The organism is Streptomyces sp. NPDC057445 (assembly GCF_042802855.1).
Taxonomy (GTDB): domain Bacteria; phylum Actinomycetota; class Actinomycetes; order Streptomycetales; family Streptomycetaceae; genus Streptomyces.
On record NZ_JBHVDH010000016.1, the window covers coordinates 150,176 to 168,509 of the forward strand.

General features: G+C 70.1%; 12 protein-coding genes. 4 read left to right on the plus strand and 8 right to left on the minus strand.

Annotated elements, in window-relative coordinates:
* Positions 1 to 94: 94 nt before the first annotated feature.
* The 7 genes from gap to ACFU5O_RS27645 form a co-directional block, all read right to left on the minus strand.
* Positions 95 to 1,099, minus strand: coding sequence for a type I glyceraldehyde-3-phosphate dehydrogenase (gene gap / locus ACFU5O_RS27615; protein ID WP_384244641.1), 1,005 nt, complete (start codon positions 1,097 to 1,099; stop codon positions 95 to 97).
* 191 nt (positions 1,100 to 1,290) lie between these two features.
* Positions 1,291 to 4,230 carry a M14 family zinc carboxypeptidase gene (locus ACFU5O_RS27620; protein ID WP_384244643.1) on the minus strand — a complete coding sequence of 980 codons (2,940 nt, stop codon included), beginning with the start codon at positions 4,228 to 4,230 and terminating at the stop codon, positions 1,291 to 1,293.
* A gap of 957 nt (positions 4,231 to 5,187) precedes the next feature.
* Positions 5,188 to 6,177, minus strand: a complete 990-nt coding sequence (gene whiA, locus ACFU5O_RS27625; protein ID WP_093653140.1) for a DNA-binding protein WhiA — start codon at positions 6,175 to 6,177, stop codon at positions 5,188 to 5,190.
* On the minus strand, positions 6,168 to 7,202 hold the full coding sequence (gene yvcK / locus ACFU5O_RS27630) for a uridine diphosphate-N-acetylglucosamine-binding protein YvcK (RefSeq protein ID WP_384244644.1): 1,035 nt from the start codon (positions 7,200 to 7,202) through the stop codon (positions 6,168 to 6,170). The genes whiA and yvcK overlap by 10 nt, the downstream gene beginning before the upstream one ends.
* Positions 7,199 to 8,239 carry an RNase adapter RapZ gene (gene rapZ / locus ACFU5O_RS27635; protein WP_384244645.1) on the minus strand — a complete coding sequence of 347 codons (1,041 nt, stop codon included), beginning with the start codon at positions 8,237 to 8,239 and terminating at the stop codon, positions 7,199 to 7,201. Before rapZ ends, yvcK begins: the two co-directional genes overlap by 4 nt.
* On the minus strand, positions 8,236 to 10,326 hold the full coding sequence (uvrC, locus tag ACFU5O_RS27640) for an excinuclease ABC subunit UvrC (protein ID WP_384244647.1): 2,091 nt from the start codon (positions 10,324 to 10,326) through the stop codon (positions 8,236 to 8,238). The genes rapZ and uvrC overlap by 4 nt, the downstream gene beginning before the upstream one ends.
* A 49-nt stretch (positions 10,327 to 10,375) precedes the next feature.
* Positions 10,376 to 10,804 (minus strand): Rieske (2Fe-2S) protein, encoded by a 429-nt coding sequence (locus tag ACFU5O_RS27645; RefSeq protein ID WP_384244648.1) that lies wholly within the window; start codon positions 10,802 to 10,804, stop codon positions 10,376 to 10,378.
* A 163-nt stretch (positions 10,805 to 10,967) separates the two neighbouring features.
* Between ACFU5O_RS27645 and ACFU5O_RS27650 the strand changes: the two genes are divergently transcribed.
* A complete protein-coding gene (locus ACFU5O_RS27650) occupies positions 10,968 to 11,888 on the plus strand; it encodes a carbohydrate kinase (protein ID WP_384244650.1) in 921 nt (306 codons plus the stop codon).
* Positions 11,889 to 12,217: 329 nt separating this feature from the next.
* Here ACFU5O_RS27650 and uvrA read toward each other — a convergent pair whose 3' ends face one another.
* Positions 12,218 to 15,253 (minus strand): excinuclease ABC subunit UvrA, encoded by a 3,036-nt coding sequence (uvrA, locus tag ACFU5O_RS27655; protein WP_384244651.1) that lies wholly within the window; start codon positions 15,251 to 15,253, stop codon positions 12,218 to 12,220.
* A 233-nt stretch (positions 15,254 to 15,486) separates the two neighbouring features.
* On the opposite strand from uvrA, the gene ACFU5O_RS27660 reads away from it, so the two are divergent.
* From ACFU5O_RS27660 to ACFU5O_RS27670, 3 genes are all read left to right on the plus strand, one after another.
* Positions 15,487 to 16,188: a maleylpyruvate isomerase family mycothiol-dependent enzyme gene (locus ACFU5O_RS27660; protein WP_384244652.1), complete on the plus strand. Its 702-nt coding sequence runs from the start codon at positions 15,487 to 15,489 to the stop codon at positions 16,186 to 16,188.
* Between the two features lie 21 nt (positions 16,189 to 16,209).
* Positions 16,210 to 16,866 (plus strand): MBL fold metallo-hydrolase, encoded by a 657-nt coding sequence (locus ACFU5O_RS27665; protein WP_384244653.1) that lies wholly within the window; start codon positions 16,210 to 16,212, stop codon positions 16,864 to 16,866.
* Positions 16,867 to 17,003: 137 nt separating this feature from the next.
* Positions 17,004 to 18,287: an MFS transporter gene (locus ACFU5O_RS27670; protein WP_384244655.1), complete on the plus strand. Its 1,284-nt coding sequence runs from the start codon at positions 17,004 to 17,006 to the stop codon at positions 18,285 to 18,287.
* Positions 18,288 to 18,334 lie beyond the last annotated feature (47 nt).

Genomic DNA, 18,334 nt, shown 5'->3' on the forward strand with positions numbered 1-18,334 from the left:
AAGGAGGTCGAGGACAAGCGACAGGGCCCAGACAGCGCGCCGTTGCGCTGCCCGAGCCCTGCGGCTCACATCGAGATGCCTACCGGCAGGTGATTCAGAGCCGGCTGCCGACGAACACGGTCAGGTCGACGAGGCGGTTGGAGTAGCCCCACTCGTTGTCGTACCAGCCGACGACCTTGACCTGCTTGCCCTGGACCATGGTCAGCAGCGAGTCGAAGGTGCAGGAGGCCGGCCAGTTCACGATGTCCGAGGAGACGATCGGGTCCTCGGTGTACTCCAGGATGCCCTTGAGCTGGCCCTCGGCCGCCTTCTGGAAGGCGGTGTTGATCTCGTCCTTGGTGACCTCGCGGTCGAGCTCGAGAACCAGGTCGGTGACGGAGCCGGTCGGGACCGGGACGCGCATGGCGATGCCGTCCAGCTTGCCCTTGAGCTGCGGAAGGACCAGGGCGGTGGCCTTCGCGGCACCGGTCGAGGTCGGGATGATGTTCTCCGCGGCGGCGCGGGCGCGGCGCAGGTCCTTGTGCGGGAAGTCCAGGATGCGCTGGTCGTTCGTGTACGCGTGGACCGTCGTCATCATGCCCTTGACGATGCCGAAGTTCTCGTCGAGGACCTTGGCCATCGGCGCCACACAGTTGGTGGTGCAGGAAGCGTTGGAGATGATGTTGTGCTTCGCCGGGTCGTACTTGTCCTGGTTGACGCCCATGACGATGGTGATGTCCTCGTCGCTGGCCGGAGCCGAGATGAGGACCTTCTTCGCGCCACCGGCGATGTGCTTCTCGGCGTCGGCCTTCTTGGTGAAGATGCCGGTCGACTCGATGACGATGTCGACGCCCAGCTCACCCCACGGAATGTCGGCCGGGTTGCGCTCGGAGAGCACCTTGATGGTGTGGCCGTCGACGGTGATGGTGTCGGCGGTGTGGGTCACCTCGGCCTTGAGGCGGCCCAGGATGGTGTCGTACTTCAGCAGGTGGGCGGTGGTCGCGGTGTCACCCAGGTCGTTGACAGCCACGATCTCGATGTCTGCACCCTGCTCCAGCAGCGCGCGGAAGTAGTTACGACCGATGCGGCCAAAGCCGTTGATGCCTACGCGGATCGTCACGAACCGATCTCCTCGTTGGTACGCCGGGTTTCGACGCCGGCGAGCTGTATGGGATGTCCCCGACCGCCTACGACCCTACCCCTCCGGGAGCCCGGCAGTGACATCGGCCACGGCGGGAAACGAGGCGGCGGCCCGTACCCGTGAGTAGGATGCGGGCCGCCCTTCCCGGGCGGGGAAATGGCCACGCAACGTCAGCGACGGAGTACTGTCAGCGCCTTTCCGAGGAGCCGGTTGCGGGCCGCCGGCTCGGCGATGTGCTCCAGTCCGAAGCCGAGCAGGACCGTGTCGCGCGTCGTGACCGCCGCGTACGAGACGAAGAGCTCGCCGGAGCGCGCCCAGTCGCCCGCGACCTCGGGACTGCCCTCGGGGGCACCCGGAGTGGTCCAGGGACCGAGAGAGGTCTCGAAGCCCTCGCCGTCCTTCTCCGTACCCCCGGCGAACAGGGCCGCGTTGTCGACGAAGACTCCGCGTCCACCGCTGCCGGGATCGGTGACGGAGCTGACCGAGAGCTCGACCTTCTTGCCCGCGTAGGCGCTCAGGTCGAACGAGACCTGCTTCCAGCCGGCCGAGGAGCCGGTGAAGCTGTTCCACGATCCGCTGGTACCGGCCGCGGTGCAGCCGCCGGCGCCCAGGGTGAGGTAATGGCGCAGGAAGGGATGGCCGTTGAGGAAGAACCCGGCCTCGCACTCGTCGGGGACGGCGGTTCCGGTGAGCCCGCTCGCCTCGGGGAGTGTCGTCCAGTCCTCGGCGCCCACGGTGTGCGCCTCCAGGATCGCGTGGTCGTAGCCCGGCTCGGTGTTCCAGTTGAGCGCGAGCCTCAGCTGCGGCTTGTCGGCCGCCGCGACACCGGTGAGGTCGACGGTCCTGGTGAGGCGCTTCCAGTCGTTGTCCTCGTGCGTGGCGGAGACCATCGACCGTCCCGCGTACGGGGCATAGGGGTTGGTGACGCCGCTGTAGCGGCCCGCCTGTGCACTGCTGAACTGCGGGAAGTCCGCCGCCGGCAGGGTGTCGGAGGTGACGGTGTACGCACCGGCCGCGTTCAGCGGGTTGCCCGTGGCGCCGCTCAGCGGACCGGTGAGCCCGCCGAGGCCTCCGGCACCCTCGAAGCCGGTGGCGGTGGTGGCGGACGCGCGGCCGTACGCACCGAGGTAGTACTGGCTGAAGTCGTTGGTCGCGGCGCGGCCGACCTGGGCGTTGCCGCCGGCGAGTTCACCGGCCTCGATCAGCTTCCCGCCCTCGTTGAGGAAGTCACGGACGGCGAGCTGGGTGGGGCCGCCCGGGGCCACCGCGCCGGTGTAGTGGACCGCGGTGGAGAAGTGACCGAGGACGCCCAGCGGATGAGGCGCGCCCTGGGTGGCGACGTCCCAGACGACGGCCTTGCGGCCGTTGGCCTTCAGCGCGTCGACGTACTTCTGGGCGTGCTGGGCGGTCGCACCCTCCTCGGCGATCACCACGGTGTCGGCCTTCGGACGCGGCGCGACGGTGTAGGTGAAGTGTTCGCTGGAGGTGGGCCTTCCGCCTCGGGTCTCGCCGGTGAACCAGACCTCGACCTTGTCGCCGACGTCTCCGTCCTTGACCTTGGCCCGGTACTGGTCGAAGCGGATGTTGTCCTCGCCGCCGTAGGTCCCGCCGCCCTTCCACGGCTTGAGGGCCATGTCGTACGTACGGCCGCCGTTGACCCGGTACTTGAGTTCCTTGTCCCGCACCGACTTCCGGACGGTGACGGAGACCTCCTGGTCGCCGCCGCGGGCGTAGGAGGTGGTGAAGGGGTCGACGGTGAAGTCGGGGGCCGTCACGCCGACCGGGGAGGAGGGCTGGTCGGGGTGGCCGGCGGTCTCGGCGACCGCGAGCGCGAAGTTGACGTTCTTGGCGAACTCGGCCTGGATCAGCTTCTCGTCGTCGGGGAAGTTGAAGCCGGACTGGCAGTCCTGGGGCTTCCACGCGTCGTTCGGGTCGGCGGCGGAAACTGTCTGACAGGTGGTCATCTCCGGGGTGAACATCATCATCCCGTTGACGTTGGCCGCGTGGCCGTCGGCCTCACCGTTGGTGGTGTAGAGCTCTGAGGAGACCTGGGGGTAGTAGCCGGGGACGGCGGAGTTGCCTGGCGTCCCGGCGAGCGCCTTGTAGAGCACGTCGTCGGGGGTCGGGGTGGCGACCTGCCAGCCCACGCCGTACAGCAGCAGCTCGGCGGCGGAGTGGTAGTTGACGCCGTACTCGAAGCCGATGCGCTTCTCGAAGCGGTCGAGCGCGACCGTCTCCGGCTCGGACGACGGGCCCTGGCCGCGGTAGGTCTCGCTTCCCGGGTTGGGGGACGAACCCTCGTTGTCGTAACCCCACTTGTAGGCGAAGTTCCGGTTGAGGTCGACGCCGTCGCCGGTGGTGATGCGACCGTCGCCGTTGTTGTCGCGCAGATTCTTGCGCCAGAGCCGGTTGGTCGCGGACTCATGGGTGAAGTCGTAGCCGTCAGGGTTGGCGGAGAGCAGGAACCAGAGCTCGGTCCTGTCCACGACCTTGGTGATGCGCGGATCCTTGCCGTAACCGTCGAGGTAGTGGTGGAGCAGCCGCCGGGTCATCTCGGGGGTGATCCACTCACGGGCGTGCTGGTTGGACATGTAGAGGGTGGACGGCTTCGCTCCGTCGCGGTACTTGTCGGCGCCCTTGGTGAGCTTCAGGGCCAGAATGTCCTGGCCCTTGAGCGTCTTGCCGATGCTGACGACCTTGGTGAGCGACGGGTTGGCCCGGGCGGTGGAGAGGATCTCCTCCTTGAGGCCTCCGGCGCCGCCGTAGGGCCGGTAGACCCCGTCGCCCGCGGCCGCGGCACGCCTCTTCGCGGCGGCCGGGACGGTGTGCTCGGTGAGGCTCACGCCTCGTTCGCGGAGCGCACCGGCCTGGTCGTCGGTGAGGAACACCTCGACGGTGGCGGTGCCCTTGTCCGGTACCTGCTCGGTCAGTTCATGGCCGTCGGCTCCGGCCTCGAGGAGCAGTGGCACCTGTTCCTTGCTGACTTCGGCCTGCCATACGGAGAGTCCGGCGTCGCCCCCGCCCTCCTCCGCCTGGGCGAACGGTGCGGCCGCCAGGCCGGCGATCAGGAGTGAGGTCGCGGCGAGGATCGATCTCGCTCTTCGTCTCATTGGCCCCCCTTGCTGTCGTCTGTCGCGAAAGAAAACAGATGCCAGGCTCATGACAGTTCATGATCATGTCAAGATGGCCTCCCTCTTCCGGGGCGATGCGGCCGAAACGCCGCCGGCGACGCCCATGTGTGCGTCGGCAGCGGGGAGTTGAGGGAGATGGCTGTGTCTCCCGGCCACAAACATCAAGCCCGTCCGGGGCTCGAGCACGGACACCGGGGCCCGGAAGGGGTACCTGAGTTCATCGGAAACCCGGCCCGAGACCGCGGGACCCGGGAAGGCGCCCGCCCAGGTCCTGGGGCCGTGTCCGCGAACTCCCGCCCGGCCCGCGACTCCCCCGGAGCTTCGCCTGGGAGGTACCTCCGGGCACGCACTCCCCAGTGACCCTTCGGGCACGGGAGATGCCCGCTCGCTGCGTTGTCGGGCCCGTCCAAGTACGTCCAGTACGAGGACGACCTCTCCCCGGCCTCCGGCCGGACGGGGCCCCACCGCCTCGCGAACTCCCACGTGGCCCTTCGGGCACGGGGGAGGTACCCCCGGCGAAGTCGGGAGGGAGTGCCCCCAGCACCGGACGTCGCAGGCCCCGCCCTTCGGGCGGACGGCGCTGCTTCGCGGAAACGACCCGGACCGTGTTCGCGAACTCCCGCCCGGCTCGCGACTCCCCCGGAGCTTCGCCCGGGAAGTATCCGCGGCACGCACACTCGCCGCGTTGCCGGAGTCGTCCAAGTACGTCCAGTACGAGGATGATCTCCCCGCGAGCCCCGCCCTGCGGCGGGTCCGGCGGCGTACCTCGCAAGGCCGAGGAAGGAGCCCCCGCGGTGGGGGCACCTCCCAGCGATAGCCGGGGGACGTCGACGACCGACGGCAACGCATCGAGGTGCGGACCGCAAGGCATGGTTGCCGTCCGGCGGCTCGCGGCGCCAGGGCACGCGAGCCCGGCACGACCCGGACGAGAGGCCCCTAGCCCACCAGGCCGTCGGCCATTTCCTCCGTCAGATTGGACTCCGTGCCCGGGATGCCGAGGTCCTGGGCACGCTTGTCGGCCATCGCCAGGAGACGGCGGATACGGCCCGCGACCGCGTCCTTCGTCAGCGGCGGGTCGGCGAGGGCACCCAGCTCCTCCAGGGACGCCTGCTTGTGCTCCATGCGGAGCCGGCCGGCGGCGGCGAGGTGCTCGGGCACCTCCTCGCCGAGGATCTCCAGGGCACGCTGCACCCGGGCCCCCGCGGCCACCGCGGCACGGGCCGAACGGCGCAGATTGGCGTCGTCGAAGTTGGCGAGGCGGTTGGCGGTGGCGCGGACCTCGCGGCGCATCCGCCGCTCCTCCCAGGCCAGCACCGACTCATGGGCGCCGAGGCGCGTCAACAGGGCGCCGATCGCGTCACCGTCACGGACCACGACACGGTCGACACCACGCACCTCGCGGGCCTTCGCGGCGATGGAGAGCCGGCGGGCGGCGCCGACGAGCGCCAGCGCGGCCTCCGGGCCCGGGCAGGTCACCTCCAGCGAGGAGGACCGGCCCGGCTCGGTCAGCGAACCGTGCGCCAGGAACGCCCCGCGCCAGGCCGCCTCTGCGTCACACGTGGCCCCGGAGACGACCTGCGGGGGCAGCCCGCGGATCGGGCGGCCCCTGCCGTCGACGAGACCGGTCTGGCGGGCCAGCTGATCGCCGCCCGCCACGACCCGTACGACGTAGCGCGAACCGCGCCGCAGCCCGCCGGGAGCCATCACCACAAGATCCGAGGAGTGCCCGAAGATCTCCAGGATGTCCTTGCGGAGTCTGCGCGCCGCGATCCCCGTGTCCAGCTCCGCCTCGATCACGATGCGGCCGCTGACCAGGTGCAGTCCGCCCGCGAACCGGAGGATCGCCGAGACCTCTGCCTTTCTGCAGCAGGTCCGGGTGACGGGGAGCCGGGAGATTTCGTCCTTCACCGCTGCCGTCATCGCCATGGGCCGATCCTTCCATGCATCCGAAAAATACGGTCGTACGCGGCGGCCAACAGCTCCGGGTCGTGCTTCGGAGTACCGTCGGGCCTGGCCACCGGCGCGAGCTCGACCGCGGCACCGAGCCGCTTGGCGGCGTCGGCGAGGGACTCGCGGTCGGGCACGGCGGCCTCGTCGGCCAGCACCACGTCCAGGGCGAGTTTAGGGGCGTGTCGTCCCAAAACCTCCAAATGACGCTGCGGAGAGAACCCTTCCGTTTCTCCCGGCTGTGGCGCGAGGTTGAGGGACAGAACCCGCCGGGCCTTCGTCTCCACGAGCGCGTCCAGCAGCTCGGGGACGAGCAGATGCGGGATCACCGAGGAGAACCAGGAGCCCGGTCCGAGCACCACCCAGTCGGCGTCGAGGACGGCCTCGACCGCCTCCGGAACAGCGGGCGGATCGTTCGGCACGAGGTGCACGGACTGCACCTCGCCCCGGGTCAGGGCGACCGTCGCCTGCCCCCGGACCGTCCGGATCTCGTCGGGCAGGTCCGGATCGTGCCCCTTGACCAGGGCCTGCAGCTCCAGCGGCACGGCGGACATGGGCAGCACCCGGCCGTGCGCACCGAGCAGCCTGCCGACCAGGTCCAGGGCCTGTACATGATCGCCGAGCTGCTCCCACAGGGCGACGATCAGCAGATTGCCGACCGCGTGCTCGTGCAGGTCGCCCTGTGACTGGAAACGGTGCTGGATGACCCTGGCCCAGGTCTGGCCCCAGTCGTCGTCGCCGCACAGCGCCGCGAGCGCCTTGCGGAGATCGCCGGGCGGCAGCACGCCGAGTTCCTCCCGGAGCCGGCCGCTGGAGCCGCCGTCGTCGGCGACGGTGACGACCGCGGTGAGGTCACCGGTGATCCGGCGCAGCGCCGCCAGCGATGCCGAAAGGCCCATTCCCCCGCCGAGCGCGACGACCTTGGGCTGGGTGCCGCGCCTGCGGCCGGTGCGCGCAGCGTCGCTGCCCCGCAGCCGGCGCAGACGGAGATTACGACCGGTCACTCGCGCCCCATGTCACGGTGGACGACGACGGTCTCGATCCCCTCGGAGCCGAGGCGGGCGGCGAGCTTCTCGGACATGGCGACGGAGCGGTGCTTGCCGCCGGTGCAGCCGACGGCGATGGTCACATACCGCTTGCCCTCGCGCCGGTAGCCCGCCGCGATCAGCTGCAGCAGCTCCGTGTACTGGTTGAGGAACTCCTTGGCGCCGGGCTGGTTGAACACATAACCCGACACCTCGTCGTTGAGGCCGGTGAACGGCCGCAGCTCCGGGACCCAGTGCGGGTTCGGCAGGAAGCGGCAGTCCACCACGAGGTCGGCGTCGACCGGCAGGCCGTACTTGTAGCCGAACGACATGACCGTGGCCCGCAGCTCCGGCTCCTCGTCGCCCGCGAACTGGGCGTCCATCTTGGCCCGCAGCTCGTGGACGTTGAGGCTGGAGGTGTCGATCACCAGGTCGGCGTCGCCGCGCAGCTCCCGCAGGAGGTCCCGCTCGGCGGCGATGCCGTCGACGATCCGGCCGTCGCCCTGCAGCGGGTGCGGGCGCCGCACGGACTCGAAACGACGCACCAGGGCCTCGTCGGACGACTCCAGGAAGACGATCCGCCGGGTGACCTGCTTGGCGTCGAGGTCCGCGAGGGACTCGCGGAGGTTGTCGAAGAACCGCCTGCCGCGCACGTCGACGACGACGGCGATACGGGCCACATTGCCCTGGGAACGTGCGCCGAGCTCCACCATGGTGGGAATCAGCGCGGGCGGCAGGTTGTCGACGACGAACCAGCCGAGGTCCTCCAGGCACTTCGCCGCGGTGCTGCGGCCCGCGCCCGACATACCGGAGATGATCACCAGCTCGGGGATGGCCGCCTCGGCGGCCTGCCCGGCCTCGGTCGTATCCGTACTCACGTCTCCTGCTCCGTGTTCGTCTCGGTCCGGGCCGTCCGGCCGCCCGGCGGCATCGTGCTGAGTGGCGCCGCCCGGTCGGCCTGTGCCGCCGGGATCAGCGCTCGCGGCCTGCTGCTCGGTTCTGTCCTGGCCGGTCATTCCGTGTTTCCCCCGTCCTCGGTCGTGCGTGTTGCCTCTGCCCCGTAATCCGCTTCCTCTTCAATGATCTCTCCTGTCGCCATATTCACGGCAGGCGCGGCCGGGGCCGTCCGGGCGAGGGCCACGACGACGGACTCGGCCGTCTTCCGGCCCATGCCGGGCACCTCGCAGATCTGCTCGATTGTGACCTGCCGAAGCCGCTTCACCGAGCCGAAATGCTTGATCAGAGCCTTCTTGCGGGTCTCGCCGAGCCCGGGGATGTCGTCGAGCGGGCTGGTGCGCAGACGCTTGGAGCGCTTGGAGCGCTGGTAGCGGATCGCGAAATCGTGAGCGGTGTCACGGACGCGCTGGATGAGATACAGCCCCTCGCTGGAGCGCGGCAGCACAACCGGGTCGTCCTCCCCGGGCAGCCAGATCTCCTCCATCCGCTTGGCGATGCCACAGACGGCGACGTCGTCGATTCCCAGCTCGTCCAGGGCCCGCTGGGCTGCGGCGACCTGCGGCTGTCCGCCGTCGACGAGCACGAGCTGGGGAGGGTACGCGAACCGCTTCGGCCTGCCGTTGTCCTCGGTGCGGATCTCGGCGGGGATGCCGGCCGCGGCTTCGGCGGGGGTCAGGCCTCCGGTCTCACCGTTCCCGGCGGCCGGTCCACCACCGTCGGCGGCGAGATCCCACTCCCCCGTCTTCTCCTTCTCGGCGAGATACCGCTTGAAGCGCCTGCTGATCACCTCGTGCATCGAGCGGACGTCGTCCTGGCCCTCGAACCCCTTGATCTGGAAGCGCCGGTACTCGCTCTTGCGGGGCAGCCCGTCCTCGAAGACGACCATGGACGCGACGACGTCCTCACCCTGCAGATGCGAGATGTCGAAGCACTCGATCCTGAGCGGCGCCGAGTCCAGATCGAGCGCCTCCGCGATCTCCTCCAGGGCCCTGGAGCGGGTCGTCAGATCACTGGCGCGCTTCGTCTTGTGCAGGACCAGGGCCTGCTGCGCATTGCGCGCGACCATGGCCATCAGGTCCTTCTTGTCCCCGCGCTGCGGAATGCGCAGCGAGACGTTCGCCCCGCGCCGGCCGCTCAGCCACTGCGTGACCGCGTCCAGATCCTCGGGGAGGGCCGGGACCAGCACCTCCTTGGGGACGGCGTCGCCGCTCTCCTCCCCGTACAGCTGCTGGAGCGCGTGCTCGACCAGACCCGCGGTGTCGACCGCCTCGACCTTGTCGGTGACCCAGCCGCGCTGACCGCGCACCCGGCCGCCCCGTACATGGAAGATCTGGACGGCCGCCTCCAGCTCGTCCTCGGCGACCGCGATCAGATCGGCGTCGGTGGCGTCGGCCAGCACGACGGCGTTCTTCTCCATGGCCCGCCTCAGGGCCTCTATGTCGTCGCGGAGCCGGGCCGCCCGCTCGTACTCCATCTCCTCGGCCGCCGCCATCATGTCCTTCTCCAGGCGGCGGATGTACGTCCCGGTACGGCCGGCCATGAAGTCGCAGAACTCCTCGGCCAGTTCGCGGTGCTCCTCCCCGGTGATCCGCGATACGCAGGGCGCCGAGCACTTGCCGATGTAGCCGAGGAGGCAGGGGCGGCCGGTCCGCTCGGCATTCTTGAAGACCCCTGCGGAGCAGGTCCGCACGGGAAAGACCCGGAGCATCAGATCGACGGTCTCGCGGATCGCCCAGGCGTGCCCGTAAGGACCGAAGTAGCGCACGCCCTTGCGCTTGGCCCCGCGCATGACCTGGACCCGCGGAAACTCCTCGTTCATCGTGACCGCGAGATACGGATAGCTCTTGTCGTCCCGGTACTTCACGTTGAACCGGGGGTCGAACTCCTTGATCCAGGTGTACTCCAGCTGCAGCGCCTCCACCTCGGTGGAGACGACCGTCCACTCCACGGAGGCCGCGGTCGTGACCATCGTGCGCGTGCGCGGGTGCAGACTCGCCAGGTCCTGGAAGTAGTTGGCGAGACGCTGCCGCAGGCTCTTCGCCTTGCCGACGTAGATCACCCGGCGGTGCTCGTCACGGAACCTGTAGACCCCTGGCGAGTCGGGAATCTCTCCCGGCTTGGGGCGGTAGCTGGAGGGGTCTGCCATGCCGCCCACCCTACTGGCGGCTGCCGACAACCGGGCTCCGGCGAGGGGCTTACGCCTCCGGGCCCGCGACCAGCTTTCCGCCCCGGACGCTGACCGGGACCTCCGGCAGCGGCACGGTCGCCGGACCCTGGAGGGCCTCGCCGGTGGTGACGTCGAACCGGCTGCCGTGGCAGGGACAGTTGCCCTCGGTGCCTTCCAGCTTCTCCAGGACGCAGCCGGCGTGGGTGCACTGGGCACTGAAAGCCTTGTACTGGCCCTTGGCAGGGCAGTGGACGACGAGGCGCTGCTCGCGGTAGAGCTTGGCGCCGCCGACCGGGACCGCGTCCGCTGCGCCGAGGTCGACGGGTGCGGTCGGGGTGGGCACCTGGGCGTGGCCGAGCTTGGACTCGGTGGAGCAGGCCGCGACCCCCAGCCCCGCGGCCCCGGCGAGGGCCGCGCCTTTCAGCACGGTGCGGCGGGCGGTCGGCTGGCCGGACATCGGCTCTCCACTGGTCGGGGCGGGTGCGGGCGCGGATGAGGCGCGGGCGTCGGAACAGACCCGACGATACCGGCGCAGATCACGGCGCCGGCGACCGGGTCCTGGGCGGGCCCGGTCCCGGACGCACTGTCGCCGATCGGAACGATGAGTTACGTTTTCAGCCGTGATCGTCGTCGCCGGTGAGTCCCTTATCGACCTGGTCCCGCAGCGGGCCGCGACCGACGGCGCACCCCTGCCGGCGCTGCTTCCACGGCTCGGCGGCGGACCGTACAACACGGCCGTGGCGCTCGGGCGGCTGGGCGCGTCCGTCACCTTCTGCTCCCGTGTCTCGACGGACGGTTTCGGCGAGGCACTGCTCGGCGGACTGCGCACGGCGGGGGTCGGGACAGCGCTGGTGCAGCGCGGTCCGGAACCGACGACGCTCGCGGTCGCCTCGGTCGGGGCTGACGGTTCCGCGAGGTACGGCTTCTACGCGTCCGGCACCGCGGACCGACTCTTCGAGCTCCCACCGGAACTTCCGGGGACCGTAAGGGCATTGGCGTTCGGTACGTGCTCGCTGGTGCTGGAGCCGGGGGCGAGCGCGTACGAGGCGCTGCTGCGGCGCGAGGCGGGGCGGGGGACCTTCACGCTCCTCGACCCGAACATCCGCCCCGGGCTGATCGCCGACCCCGCCGCCTATCGGGCACGCTTCTCGGGCTGGCTGCCCTCGGTGTCCTTGCTGAAGGTGTCCGAGGACGACGCGCAGTGGCTCGGGGGCGATCCCGGGCGCTGGCCGGCGGAGGGCGGTCCGGCGGCGGTGGTGCTGACCCGTGGCGACCGGGGACTCACGGTGCTCACCCGCGACGGGGCGGAGACCTCCGTCCCCGCGGTGCCGGTGAGGGTGGCGGACACGATAGGCGCGGGCGACACCGTGAACGCGGCGCTGCTCCATGCTCTGGCGTGCAGGGACGCCCTCTCCCCCGACGCCCTGCGGGCCCTCGACGGGCCCGCCTGGGCCGAGGTCCTCGCTTTCGCGGCCCGCGCGGCTGCGCTGACCTGCTCCCGCACGGGCGCGGAGCCCCCGTACGCATCCGAGCTGGACTGATCGGGGGCTGCCGCGGTGGAGGGCCGGGCCTGCCCGTAGGCGTGCCGAAGACCGCCGGCGGTAGAGGGCCGCGCACGAGCCGCGCACGTGCCGCGCTTGGGACGCAGTGATCGGGGCGCGGCAAGGTGGCGCTCCGGTATGCCCGCTGTCGATCGAGAGCCGCGCCACCCGGTTGCGCGGCTCTCGCCGACGCGGGCGGCAGGCGGCAGGCGACGGGCAGCGGGCAGCGGGCAGCGGAAGCCGATGACACGGCCTTCGCGACCTCGGCGAAAGCCGTCGTACAGCCCTGCCACCCCCGGGCAGCGGCAGGGCTGTACACGCCCGGCGGCTCAGGCCTTGCGGGCCCGGGCCCGTGTCGTTGCGGTCTTCGCCGTCTTGGCCGTGGCCGTCTTGGCCGTGGCCGTCTTCACCGTGGCGGCCTTCTTGGTGGGAGTGGAGTTCGCCGCGACTGTCTTCTTCGCGGCCGTCTTCCGCACGGGCGCGCTCTTGCGGGACTGCGGCGGGACCGCGTCGCTGATGCGGTCCGCTCCGAGGATGTCCCGCAGGAACTTGCCGGTGTGACTCGCCGGGACCCCCGCGACCTGCTCCGGCGTGCCCTCGGCGATGACGAGGCCACCGCCGCTCCCGCCCTCGGGGCCCATGTCCACGACCCAGTCCGCGGTCTTGATGACGTCCAGGTTGTGCTCGATGACGATCACCGAGTTGCCCTTGTCGACCAGGCCGGACAGAACCGTGATGAGCTTCGAGATGTCGTCGAAGTGCAGACCGGTGGTCGGCTCGTCGAGGACATAGACCGTGCGGCCCGTGGACCGCTTCTGGAGCTCGCTCGCCAGCTTGACCCGCTGCGCCTCACCGCCCGACAGGGTCGGAGCGGGCTGCCCGAGCCGGACGTATCCCAGTCCCACCTCGGTCAGCGTCTTCAGATGGCGGGCGATCGTCGGCACCGCCTCGAAGAAGTGCAGCGCCTCCTCGATCGGCATGTCCAGCACCTCGGCGATGGACTTGCCCTTGTAGTGGACCTCCAGGGTCTCCCGGTTGTAGCGCGCACCGTGACAGACCTCGCACGGGACGTACACATCGGGCAGGAAGTTCATCTCGATCTTGATCGTGCCGTCGCCCGAGCAGTTCTCGCAGCGCCCGCCCTTGACGTTGAAGGAGAAGCGACCCGGCAGATAGCCGCGGACCTTCGCCTCCATCGTCTCCGCGAAGAGCTTGCGGACATGGTCGAAGACTCCGGTGTACGTGGCCGGGTTGGACCGGGGCGTACGGCCGATGGGCGACTGGTCGACGTGCACGACCTTGTCGACCAGGTCGTCCCCGTCCACCCGTGTGTGCCGCCCGGGCACCGACTTGGCGCCGTTGAGCTCACGCGCCAGATGCGTGTAAAGGATGTCGTTGACCAGCGTCGACTTACCGGAGCCCGAGACTCCGGTGACGGCGGTGAGGACGCCGAGCGGGAAGGACACGTCGATGTCCCGGAGGTTGTTCTCCCGGGCGCCGTGCACGGTCAGCTGCCTGGTCGCGTCCACGGGGCGCCGGATGTCCGGTGTCGGGATGGACTTCTTCCCGGACAGATACTGCCCGGTCATCGACTCCTTGTTGGCCAGAAGCTGCTTCAGCGGTCCTGAGTGGACGACCTTGCCGCCGTGCTCGCCTGCACCCGGGCCGATGTCCACGACCCAGTCGGCGACCTTGATGGTGTCCTCGTCGTGCTCCACGACGATCAGCGTGTTGCCCATGTCCCGGAGCCGGACGAGGGTCTCGATGAGCCGGTGGTTGTCGCGCTGGTGCAGGCCGATGGACGGCTCGTCCAGCACGTAGAGCACTCCCACGAGCCCGGAGCCGATCTGGGTGGCGAGCCGGATGCGCTGCGCCTCACCGCCGGAGAGTGTGCCCGCGGCGCGGTTCAGCGAGAGATAGTCGAGGCCGACGTCGACCAGGAACCGCAGCCGCTCGTTGACCTCCTTGAGCACCCGCTCCGCGATCTTCTTGTCACGGGCGTTGAGCTTCAGCTCGCCGAGGAAGTCGGCGCAGTCACTGATCGACATGGCGGCGACCTCGGCGATCGACCTCCCCATCACCGTGACCGCGAGAACGATCGGCTTGAGGCGCGTGCCCTCACAGGTCGGGCAGGGCACCTCGCGCATATAGCCCTCGAAGCGCTCACGACTGGAGTCGCTCTCGGCCTCGCTGTGGCGCCGCTTGACGAAGGAGACCGCGCCCTCGAAGGCGGGGGTGGTGTACGCCCGCTCCCTGCCGTACCGGTTGCGGTAGCGGACCTCGACCTGGGTCTTGTGCCCGTACAGCAGGGCCTTCTTGGCACGCTGGGGCAGCCCGGCCCACGGCATGTCCGTGCTGAAGCCGAGCGCCTGGGCGAGACCGCCGATCAGCCGTCCGAAGTACTCCTTGGTGTGGCCGTGGGACCACGGGTGGATCGCGCCCTCGTCGAGCGAGCGCTCCTCGTCGGGGACGATCAGCTCCGGGTCGACCTCCATGCGCGTACCGATACCCGTGCAGTCGGGGCAGGCGCCGAAGGGGGAGTTGAAGGAGAAGGAGCGGGGCTCGAGCTCCTCGAAGGACAGGTCGTCGTACGGGCAGTACAGATGCTCCGAGTACATCCGCTCGCGCTCTGGGTCGTCCTCGGGGAGGTCGACGAAGTCGAGCACGACCATGCCTCCGGAGAGGCCGAGCGCGGTCTCCACGGAGTCGGTGAGCCGGCGCTTGGCGCTGTCCTTGACCGTGAGGCGGTCGACGACCACCTCGATGGTGTGCTTCTCCTGCTTCTTCAGCTTGGGCGGGTCACTGAGCTGGATCGTCTCCCCGTCGACCCTGGCCCGGGCGTAGCCCTTGGTCTGGAGGTCGGAGAAGAGATCGATGAACTCTCCCTTGCGCTCGCGCACCAGCGGCGAGAGCACCTGGAAGCGGCTGCCCTCCGGCAGCTCCAGCACCTTGTCGACGATGGCCTGCGGCGACTGGCGCGAGATGGGGCGGCCGCACTCGGGGCAGTGGGGCTTGCCGATCCGCGCGAAGAGCAGGCGGAGATAGTCGTAGACCTCGGTGATCGTGCCGACCGTCGAGCGAGGGTTGCGCGAGGTGGACTTCTGGTCGATCGAGACGGCCGGTGAAAGGCCCTCGATGAAGTCGACGTCCGGCTTGTCCATCTGGCCCAGGAACTGCCGGGCGTACGAGGACAGCGATTCGACGTACCGGCGCTGTCCCTCGGCGAAGATCGTGTCGAACGCGAGAGACGACTTGCCCGACCCCGAGAGCCCGGTGAAGACGATGAGTGAGTCACGCGGGAGGTCGAGCGAGACGTTCTTGAGATTGTGCTCGCGAGCGCCACGGACGATGAGACGGTCGGCCACGCCGGGTCCGCACCTTTCTTGAAGAGGTCGTAACAGGTCGTGAGAAGAATTCGGGGGCACAGCCCCCGCCCCGGACTGCTCCAGGCTAGGGGGACCACGAGACCGATGACTGCCGGACGATTCGATGCCCGGCTATCAAGGATGCCTCCACCGAGCCTATAGCACGCGCATTCGATTTCCGGCGATGCTGAGCCACCTTCACTCGAACGTGTGGCGCGGCTATCGTCTTCCCCATGATCGATCCCGTGCGCGACCTGGCCTCTGTACGCGAAGCGACCGAACGGCTCCTCGGTGCGACCGCCGGACTGGACAACGCGGCGGTGGCCACGCCGTCACGGCTCCCCGGCTGGAGCCGGGGCCACGTCCTCGCCCATATCGCCCGTAACGCCGACGCCCTCGTCAATGTCCTCGAAGGCCGGCCCATGTACCTGAGCGCCGAGGCCCGCGACGCCGACATCGAGCGGGACGCGCCCCGGCCGCTCGGCGTCCAGCTCGACGACCTGCGCAGGACCGGCGCCCGCTTCCACGCCACGGGCACCGCCCAGGGGGCCGGGGACACGAGCTGGGACCGTTCGGTCGAGCTGCGCAACGGAGTCAAGGACGCGGCGGCCCGGATCCCCTTCCGGCGGCTCGTCGAGGTCGAGCTCCACCACGTCGACCTCGGCGTCGGCTACGAGCTGGAGGACCTCCCCGAGGAGTTCACCACGCGGGAGATCGACTTCCTCGCCGAGCGGTTCGCCGGACACAAGGACGTGCCGTCGACCGGCCTGACCGACACCGCAGGCCGTACCTGGACGACGGGCGGCGGCGCGCAAGGCGGTCCAGTGGCCCTCAGGGGAACGGCCGCCGACCTGCTCGGCTGGCTGGCGGGCCGCCGCGACGGCACGGCCCTGGAGGTCTCGGGCGGTCCCCTTCCCGTGCTGCCGCCGCTCTAGTCGGCTGAGTACGCTGACCCCATGACATACAGCGGAGCGGTGAAGGTCGGCGGTCCGGCGGATGTGCACGAGCTGACGGACCTGATGATCTCCAAGGTCGCGGTCGGACCGATGGACAACAACGCGTACCTGCTGCGCTGCCGGACCACCGGCGAGCAGCTTCTGATCGACGCGGCGAACGAGCCAGAGACCCTGCTCCGGCTGATCGGTGACGACGGCATCGCGTCCGTCGTCACCACCCACCGGCACGGCGACCACTGGCAGGCGCTGGCGGATGTGGTCGAGGCCACCGGAGCCCGCACCTATGCCGGCCGGTACGACACCGAGGGCATCCCCGTACCGACCGATGTGCCGGTCGAGGACGGCGACACGATCCGGGTGGGCCGCGTCGAGCTCACCGCCCGCCGACTCGTCGGCCACACCCCGGGATCGATCGCCCTGGTCTACGACGACCCGCACGGCCACCCCCATGTGTTCACGGGGGACTGCCTCTTCCCGGGCGGGGTGGGCAACACCCACAAGGACCCCAAGGCCTTCAACAGCCTGATCGACGACGTGGAGACCAAGCTCTTCGGCACACTCGCGGACGAGACCTGGGTCTACCCGGGGCACGGCAACGACACCACCCTCGGCGCCGAGCGGCCGCATCTGCCGGAGTGGCGCGCACGCGGCTGGTAGCCACCACCCCTCCCCGCCCCTCAGGGGGCGCACTGTGCTTCCGTGCGCCCCCGTAACCCGGGACGATCACGGGTAGTTGGCGCCACGTGCGCAAAAATCACACTCCGTCCCCTCCTGTCCCGACCGATCCCCCTTCCATGACCCGGCTCGCTGCGGCCTCCCTCGCCGGGACCGCCGTGGAGTTCTACGACTTCTTCGTGTACGGCACCGCCGCCGCGCTGGTGCTCGGGCCGCTGTTCTTTCCGACCTTCTCCCCGCTCGCGGGGACACTGGCCGCCTTCGGCACGTTCGCGGTCGGCTTCATCGCGCGTCCGCTCGGTTCCGTGCTCTTCGGACACATCGGTGACCGGTACGGACGGCGGCCGGTGATGTTCGCCTCGCTGATGCTGACCGGTCTGGCCACCGTTCTGGTCGGCTGTGTGCCGTCGTACGCGACGCTCGGTGTCACCGCACCACTCCTGCTGCTGGTGCTGCGCTTTGTGCAGGGTCTCGGGCTCGGCGGGGAGTGGGGCGGGGCCGTACTGCTGACCGCCGAGCACGCGCCGGCGGCCCGCCGCGGACTGTGGGCGAGCTTCCCGCAGATCGGGCCCGCCGTCGGGTTCCTGCTGGCCAACGGGGTGATGCTGGCACTGTCCTCGACCCTGAGCGATGCCCAGTTCCAGGAGTGGGGCTGGCGGGTGCCCTTCTGGGCGGCGGGTCTGCTCGCCGCCGGCGGCCTGCTGCTGCGCAGCTCGCTGGCCGAGACCCCGCAGTTCCGGGAGATCACCGAACCGGCCCGGCTGCCGCTCGCCGAGGTGCTCCACGGGCACTGGCGGCTGGTGCTGCTGACCGCCGGCGCGCTGGCGGTCGGCTATGCCGTGTTCTACGCCGTCTCCACCTGGTCGCTCGCGTACGGCACCGAGAAGCTGGGGGTCAGCCGTACGACCATGCTCGGCTGCATCATGGCCGCGGTGGCGATCAAGGGGGCGGCCACACCTGTGGCGGCCCTGCTCGGCGACCGCTACGGGCGGCGACCGCTCTGCCTCATCGGCTGCACCGCCACCGTGCTCTGGATGTTTCCGATGGTGGCGCTGCTCCAGACCGCGAAGCCGCTGCTGATGTTCGTCGGTTTCCTCGGAGCCCTGCTGGCGTTCATCACGATGTTCGCCGTCATCGCCGCGTATCTGCCGGAGCTGTACGAACCGAGGGTCCGGTGCACCGGCGCGGCCGTGGGCTACAACCTGGCGGGTGTGCTCGGCGGGGCGCTGACTCCGATCGTGGCCACGGCGATGTCGGGCGGGGACGGTCCGCCGTGGGGCGTGGCCGCCTATCTCACGGGAATCGCCCTGATCAGCCTGGTGTGCTTCGCGCTGTTGCCGGAGACCGTGCCGACGCGGGTTCCGGCGGCGCAGGCAGCGGAGGAGGAGGGCGCGGCGGTCTGAGTGCCGGACATACGGGCGCCGGCCCGGGCTGCTGAGCAGCCCGGGCC